The organism is uncultured Sphingomonas sp., from assembly GCF_946477935.1.
GTDB lineage: Bacteria > Pseudomonadota > Alphaproteobacteria > Sphingomonadales > Sphingomonadaceae > Sphingomonas.
Genome location: NZ_CAMLAC010000189.1, coordinates 1 through 7,137, shown reverse-complemented (window position 1 = coordinate 7,137; position 7,137 = coordinate 1). Strand labels below are relative to the sequence as shown.

6 protein-coding genes are annotated in these 7,137 nt (G+C 68.0%); 3 read left to right on the top strand and 3 right to left on the bottom strand.

Annotated features, from left to right (window positions below; all coding sequences use genetic code 11):
- On the top strand, window positions 1-1,830 hold a 1,830-nt coding region (locus tag Q0U08_RS15790), incomplete at its 5' end, for a CHASE4 domain-containing protein (RefSeq protein WP_298092506.1).
- A gap of 158 nt (window positions 1,831-1,988) precedes the next feature.
- Here Q0U08_RS15790 and Q0U08_RS15785 read toward each other — a convergent pair.
- From Q0U08_RS15785 to Q0U08_RS15775, 3 genes are all read right to left on the bottom strand, one after another.
- Window positions 1,989-3,104 (bottom strand): SET domain-containing methyltransferase, encoded by a 1,116-nt coding sequence (locus Q0U08_RS15785; protein WP_298092504.1) that lies wholly within the window; start codon window positions 3,102-3,104, stop codon window positions 1,989-1,991.
- Between the two features lie 76 nt (window positions 3,105-3,180).
- A complete protein-coding gene (dinB, locus tag Q0U08_RS15780) occupies window positions 3,181-4,278 on the bottom strand; it encodes a DNA polymerase IV (RefSeq protein ID WP_298092502.1) in 1,098 nt (365 codons plus the stop codon).
- Between the two features lie 56 nt (window positions 4,279-4,334).
- Window positions 4,335-4,460, bottom strand: coding sequence for a hypothetical protein (locus Q0U08_RS15775; RefSeq protein ID WP_298092501.1), 126 nt, complete (start codon window positions 4,458-4,460; stop codon window positions 4,335-4,337).
- A gap of 14 nt (window positions 4,461-4,474) precedes the next feature.
- Between Q0U08_RS15775 and Q0U08_RS15770 the strand changes: the two genes are divergently transcribed.
- Window positions 4,475-5,641, top strand: coding sequence for a hypothetical protein (locus tag Q0U08_RS15770; protein WP_298092499.1), 1,167 nt, complete (start codon window positions 4,475-4,477; stop codon window positions 5,639-5,641).
- 59 nt (window positions 5,642-5,700) lie between these two features.
- Window positions 5,701-7,128: a phospholipase D-like domain-containing protein gene (locus Q0U08_RS15765; RefSeq protein ID WP_298092497.1), complete on the top strand. Its 1,428-nt coding sequence runs from the start codon at window positions 5,701-5,703 to the stop codon at window positions 7,126-7,128.
- The last annotated feature ends 9 nt before the right edge of the window (window positions 7,129-7,137 follow it).

Here is a 7,137-nt window from a genome sequence, read left to right as displayed (position 1 = left end):
TCGCTGGGGGGCAAGCTGGTCCGGCTGCTGACGCTGGTGGGGGTGGGCGGCGCGGTGGCGATCACGCTGCTGCTGATCGGCGTCATCACCCCCAGCTTCAACCAGTTGGAGAACCGGGCAGTCCACGGCCATGTCGAGCGGACACAGGCCGCGCTGGCCGAATATGCGTCCAAGGTGGAAAGCGCGGTGCGCGATTATGGCGACTGGACCGCCAGCTACGATTATATGGCCAAGCCCAGCGCGGCGTTCGAGCGCGACAGCTTCTCGACGCTCGCCATGGCCAATCTGGGCGTGGAGGGCATGGCCTATGTCGCGCCGGATGGCCGCATCATGGTGGCGCGCTGGCGCGACCCGGCGAGCGGGGCCGAGCAGCCGGACATGCGCGCGCGGCTGATCCGGATGATCGGGCGCGTGCCGTTCGACCGCGTGCTGGCAGGGCGCAATTCGGGTCGTTTCTTTGCACGGCTGGGCGATGTGGTGGCTGCGGTCGGGGTGGCCGAGATCCGGCGGTCGGACGGGACGGGGAGCCCACGCGGCCATGTCCTTATGGCGCGGGTGATCAGCTCGCAGCGTCTGGCGGAGCTGCTGCAGCTCGACGCGCGGATCGATTTGGCGGCGCCCCGGGAAACCGAGGCGATCGGGCGGCGTGCCCGTGCGATCGATATCGCCGTGCCGATCCGGGGCGCCGATGGCCATGCGGTAGCCGCCGCCCGGTTCAGCGTGCCGCGGGCGGTGTCCAACCTGGGGCGGCGCATGGTGCTGCTGGCGGTGGCGGGATCGACCATGTTGCTGCTGATCGTGCTGATGGTGCTGCGCCGGGCGATCGCGCGGCTGGTGCTGGCGCCGCTCCGGCGGGTGGAGGCGCATATGCAGCGGGTGCGCGCGTCAGGATCGCTGACGCTGCTGGACGAGGAGGAGGCGCGCAGCGACGAAATCGCTTCGCTGGGTCGCAGCTTCAACGCGATGCTGCGCCAGTTGAAGGATTTGCGCGAGCAGATCGAGATCCAGAGCTTCGCGCTCGGCCGATCGGAAAGCGCGGTGGCGGTGATGCACAATGTACGCAATGCGCTGAACCCGATCAGCACCATTCTGAGCCAGGGGATCGCGCAGGTGCCGCCGGTGGATCGGGGGATGCTGGACCGGGCGGTGGCGGAGCTGGCGCGGGGCGATGTGCCACCGGCACGGCGGGAGAAGCTGGCGGCGTTCGTGGCGGCAGGGCTGGAGGCGCAGGTGCAGGCGCGCGAGGTGATGCGCGGCGAACTGGCGGTGGGGCGCGAGGCGATGGCGCACGTGCTGGACATCATCGGCCAGCAACAGGCGCAGGCGCATGAGCGGCCGCCGCTGGATGCATGCGACGTGACCGAGATCATCGCGCGCAATGCCACCATCGCGCGCTATTCGGAGGGCGTGTCGATCGCCTTCACCTTTCCCGCCATGCCCGCGCCGGTGCTGGCGAGCCGGGTGATCCTGAGCCAGGTGATCGGCAATCTGTTCGGCAATGCCGCCGAGGCGATCGCGGCGACGGGCCGCGATCATGGTTCGATCATCGTCGCGATTGAACAGGGCGGCGAACAGGGGGGCGACCGCACGACGATCCGCATCAACGACGATGGCGAAGGCTTCGATGCCGAAACCGCCGCGACGCTGTTCCAGCGGGGCTTTTCCACGCGCGCACATAAGTCGGGTGGGCTGGGCCTGCACTGGTGCGCCAATTCGATGGTCGCGATGGGCGGCACGCTGCACCTGCACAGTCGCGGGTGCGGGCTGGGCGCGGAGGCGGTGCTGACGCTGGCGAGCGTGCCCGCCGACGCCCTGGCGACTGCCGCCTGAGAGCCTGTTTGCAAACGTGCTGAAGGCCCGTTTCGCGGCGCCGGCCTGCTCCCCCACCCGGCCACCCACAGAGTATCCTTGATGGGTGGCTGGGTGGGGGAGCGGGCCGGCGCCGCCGGGAAACTCGCTTTCTAGCGAGTTTACAAATGGCCGCTGACCTACGCCGCGCGGGCTTCGCGGGGGATCAGGTGCGGGGCGACGAGGCCGCGCTCCAGATACCAGGCACGGCGATCGGCCGGCAGCGTGCCGAAATGTGCGATGGTGCCGCGGCAGCCGGGGGCGCCACAGGCACAGGGCATGCGCCAGTCGGGATCGGCGAGCGTGGTGGAATAATCCCAGGCGATCTCCTCGCCCGCAGCGATGGTGCGGATCGCGACCAGAAAGACGCCCTGGCCCGTGAAGTGCAGGCCCGCATTGGGCGCGCAGCTATGATTGATGAGGTCGTCGATCCGGCCGGAGGGGCCGAGATAGGTATCGGCGGCGATCTGCATGAAGCGATCCGCAGAACCGGCGAGCGTCGCCGGCACCTGCGCCGCCGGCACGCTGGGCCCGGAGAAGCGGATGATCGTGCTGCCTTGCGCAAACCCGGCCGTCGCATAGACCGCCTTGCCGAGATGATTGTCCCGAACGGCGAAGGGGTTGCCGTACGATGGACGGGCGTCCCGGATCTGCAGCGTACCGACCGCCCGGCCCAGCGAACGCCGCGGATTGATCGAGGGCAGGCCGATCATCAGCCAGATGCTGGCATGGCAGAGCAGTTCGACGAAGACATAGGCATATTCACCCGTACCGCCGCCGGGATTGCGCATGGCGACGATCAGCGTCGCGAGGTCGCCCATCGTCCACAGTCCCCAGGCTGGCGAGCGTTCCCGGTCCGCATCCTCCCACACGCTGCGCCAGGTGGGCCAGAAGCTGACCGGCACCGCCGCGACCACCAGCAGATGCGCCCAGAAGGCGTCGCGAAAGGCGATCCACAGCAGCAAGGCGACAAGCGATGCCCCCATGCACAGGCTTTCCCCGGCATCGGGCGCGCGCCAGCGCGAGCGCCGCCACATGACCAGGGTGACGAGGATGCAGGCCAGGGCCGACAGCGCAAAGATCGTCGCCTGCGGCGCGCCGGGATTGACCGCGGCATAGGTTGCCGCCTCGATCCCGGTCGCCGACGACCAGATCAGCCAGGATGCGCGATTGGGTTCAACCAGATGGCGGCGTAGCCCCGCCAGATAGAGCGCATAGCCGGCAAGGCCGAGCAGCACCGCGCCGATGAACCACATCCCCCAATACCCCGCCCCGATGGTGGTAAACGCGGTGGTAAGCGGAAAGGCGGCGGCTCGTCCAGCCGGGCTACGCCTATAGCGGTAGTTGCGGCTGGGTTTCGGTTTCGGTCGCCTCGGCGGGGCTCAGCCCCGACAGGGTCAGGCCGAGCAGCCGTACGCCGCCGATCACCGGCAGTTGCGCATCGAGCAGCAACCGGCCCGCCGCCAGGATCGCAGGCCGGTCGCCGACCGGATGGGGAAAGGAGCGGGCGCGGGTGATGGTGCGGAAATCGGCATGGCGCAGCTTCAGCGTGACGGTGCGACCGGCGATGCCGGCGCGTTCGATCCGCGTCCAGGCGGCATCGGCCACCCGTTCCAGCGCATCGTGCAGATCGGCGCGGGCGGACAGGTCGGTCTCGAAGGTCCTCTCCGCCCCGACCGACTTGGGTGTTCGCTCGACCCGGACCGGGCGGTCGTCCACGCCGCGCGCGGCACGGTACAGATACTCGGCATAGCTGCCGAAATGGGCCTGGAGGAACGGTAGCGGCCGGTCGCGCAGGTCGGCACCGGTCAGGATGCCCAGCGCCTCCATCTTGCGCGCGGTGACCGGGCCGACGCCGTGGAAGCGCGAGACCGGCAGGCTGGCGACGAAGGCGGGGCCCCTGGCCGGGGGGATGACGCACATCCCGTCGGGCTTGTTCTGGTCCGACGCCAGCTTGGCGATGAATTTGTTGTAGCTGACGCCGGCGGAGGCGGTGAGATGCGTTTCGGCGTGAATGGCGGCACGGATCGCCTGCGCGATGGCCTGGGCCGAACCGAGACCCATCCGATCCTCGGTCACGTCCAGATAGGCCTCGTCCAGCGAAAGCGGCTCGATCAGCGGGGTATAGCGCGCGAAGATCTCGCGGATCTGAAGCGAAACCGCCCGGTACACCTCGAACCGCGGCTTGACGAAGACGAGGTCGGGGCAGCGGCGCACCGCCGTGGACGAGGGCATGGCCGAGCGGACGCCGAACACGCGCGCCTCGTACGACGCGGCCGCCACCACGCCGCGCGCGCGCGATCCGCCGACCGCGACCGGGCGGCCGCGCAGGGCCGGATCGTCGCGCTGTTCAACCGATGCGTAAAAGGCATCCATGTCGACATGGATGATCTTGCGGTTGGCCGCGGGGGTATCCTGTGCGCTGTTCACCGACTTCGCTCTTCGGAAGCGATGATTATGCCCGAACACCGCGAAACGCCAGGATTTCATGAGAACGTCTGGTGAACGCGGGTGCCGACGCCCGCGAAGATGTGAAGATCGGGTTGAGGCGGGGGGCCGGAAAATTCCCGGATCGCGGCCTGCGCGATTTGCCGCCAGATCGCCGCGGTCATCAGGGAGTTCGATCATGACGATTTACCGCGCGGCGGAATTGTTCACGCTGCAAACGGTGCCGGCGGTGGAAGGCAAGCCGGCGTGGATGAACCTGCGCGCGCGGCGTCGGCCGCAATGGCTGGGGGAGCCGCCCGCGCTGACCGGGCCGGGCATCTACGGCATGTTCCTGGACGATCGGCTGGCCTATGTCGGCATCTATGCCGGTCACGCCCAGCGGCCGTTCGGTGGATCGGTGCTCGACCGGTGGCACAAACATGTGGTGTACCAGACGCTGCGGGCGCCGGAGGTGGCGTTCGCGGCATCCCAGTTGAGCCGCATCCTGAACGAGCTGGACGGCCCCGCCATTGCGGAGATCGGCGCCTGCCCAGAGGATGAGCCGCTGATCGGCCGGCATGGTGGCAGTTGTACCTTCGAGAAAGCGCGCTTTGCCGTGCGCCACTGGGATGTGTTCGGCCCCGGCAACGAAGCGGGGATGCTGGACCGGCTGAGCTTCGTCTATCACCGCCTTGACCCGTCGTGGGCGGACGAGGTGCCGGCTGGGGGTGAATGCGATGCGTCCTGCCCGAGCGGCTGGGTGAAGCGGAACTGGCTGCACGAACCCGAACGGCTGCTGATCGCCGCATTGCAGCCACCGTGCAACACCCGGACACATGGCCGGCCGTGCGACATCGGCCCGGACGAACTGCTGAGCCGCATCGCGGCCATCGTGAACGCGCCGTCGCCGGCACCGATCCTTTCGAACCCTCAAGCCGCAGAGAACAGCCTTATGACGCATGACGATGAGGAAAACCCCGGCGAAGCGGCTTTCCGTGCCAAGCTTGGCGACGTCGCCGAGGCGATGCTGGACGAACTGCATGCGCGCTGCCTGTCTGCCATACAGATCGGCTTCACCAACATCCCCGATCTGCGCATCTATATGGGCCGCCGCGTGCTGGTGACGCTGTCCCCGCGAACCAAGGGCGGCTTGCCATGCGAAACCTATGCGCCGGTGTCGGTATGCCGCGCCTTCGGCTTCGACGCTTCGCCGAAGCATGGCCAGATGACGGCACGTTTCACCTCCTGCCGGATCAACACGACATTGGCGACCTGCTCGCCGTCGCCGGGGCGGCGGCCGCGGCGATCGCCGCCTAGCGCCATTCGGGCCGAGCTGCGCCATCATCCTGTCATGCCGCCCGCATAGGCGAGACTTGGCGAGCGCCCCCCGTTTGTGCATGGGGGGCGCGCAGCAAGGGAGACGTCATGCGGATCGGCAAGGAAGTGTGGCGGGTCGAGCGCGCCGATCGCATGGCCGTTATCATCGATGCCGACGATTATTTTCGGCTGGCCCGGCGCGCGATGCTCAAGGCCAAGAAGCGCATCCTGTTGATCGGATGGGATTTCGACGCACGTATCGTGCTCGATCATCGCGAAGGGGAGCCGCGGCGGCTCGGCGATTTCATCTACTCGCTGGTCCAGCGCGAGCCGGAGCTGGAAATCTTCCTGCTGCGCTGGGACGTGGGCGCGGTGAAGTCGCTGTTTCGCGGATCGACCGCCTTCACCATCCTGAAATGGATGCAGCATCCGCGCATCCATACCAAGCTGGACGGGCATCACCCGACCGCCGCGTCGCACCACCAGAAGATCGTCATCATCGACGACCGGCTGGCGTTTTGCGGTGGCATCGACATGACAGGCGACCGGTGGGACACGCGCGAGCACCGCGATCACGAGCCCTATCGCAAGCGATCCTTCGGGATCCCCTACAAGCCGTGGCATGATGCGATCAGCGCGATGCAGGGGCCGGTGGTGGGTGCGCTCGCCACGCTGTTCCGCGACCGCTGGCATGCCGCGGGCGGGCAGCCGATGGCGGCCGAGGTGCCGGGCGCCGATTGCTGGCCGGATGGACTGGAAAGCGACTTTACCGACATCGAGGTGGGGATCGCGCGCACCATGCCGGAGATGCCGGATGAGCCGGCGGTGCTGGAAAGCGAAGCGCTGTTCATGACGCAGATCGCGAACGCGCGGCGGCATCTGTATGTGGAAAGCCAGTATTTCGCATCGCGCCGCATCGCCGAGGCGATCGTCAAGCGGCTGGAGGAGCCCGATGGGCCAGAGATCGTCATCATCAACCCGCTGACCGCGCAAGGCTGGCTGGAGCCGATCGCGATGGATACCGCGCGCGGGCGGCTGATGGAGGCGTTACGCCAGCGCGACCCGCATCGGCGGCTGCGCATGTACCATCCCTTCACCAAGGGAGGCACGCCGATCTATTGCCACGCCAAGATCCTGATTTCCGACGACCGGGTGCTGCGGCTGGGATCGTCGAACATGAACAACCGCTCGATGCGGCTGGACACCGAATGCGACGTGGCGATCGTGGCGCAGACCGATGCCCATGCCGCGTGCATCCTGCGCATCCGCGACGGCCTGATCGCCGAGCATCTGGGGTGCCCTGTCGAGACGGTGACGGAGACGATCGCCGAGACGGGGTCGCTGATCGACACGATCGAGCGGCTGCGCGGGCAAGGCAAGACGCTGCGCCCCTTCGAGCAGCCCGATCTGAACGCAGTCGAGGAGTGGCTGGCGGACAATGAAGTGCTGGACCCGGAAGGGCCGGACGAGATGTTCGAGCCGTTCGCCAGGCGCGGGCTGTTCCGGCGCTGGCGGCGGCGCCATCACCGGCGCTGAGCCGTGGGC

Coding starts and splice junctions, on each gene's coding strand:
- Q0U08_RS15785 (WP_298092504.1), bottom strand. CDS start 3,104: ATGTGGTTCATCGGCGCGGTGCTGCTCGGCCTTGCCGGCTATGCGCTC.
- Q0U08_RS15775 (WP_298092501.1), bottom strand. CDS start 4,460: ATGACCGCGGCGATCTGGCGGCAAATCGCGCAGGCCGCGATCCGGGAA.
- Q0U08_RS15770 (WP_298092499.1), top strand. CDS start 4,475: ATGACGATTTACCGCGCGGCGGAATTGTTCACGCTGCAAACGGTGCCG.
- Q0U08_RS15765 (WP_298092497.1), top strand. CDS start 5,701: ATGCGGATCGGCAAGGAAGTGTGGCGGGTCGAGCGCGCCGATCGCATG.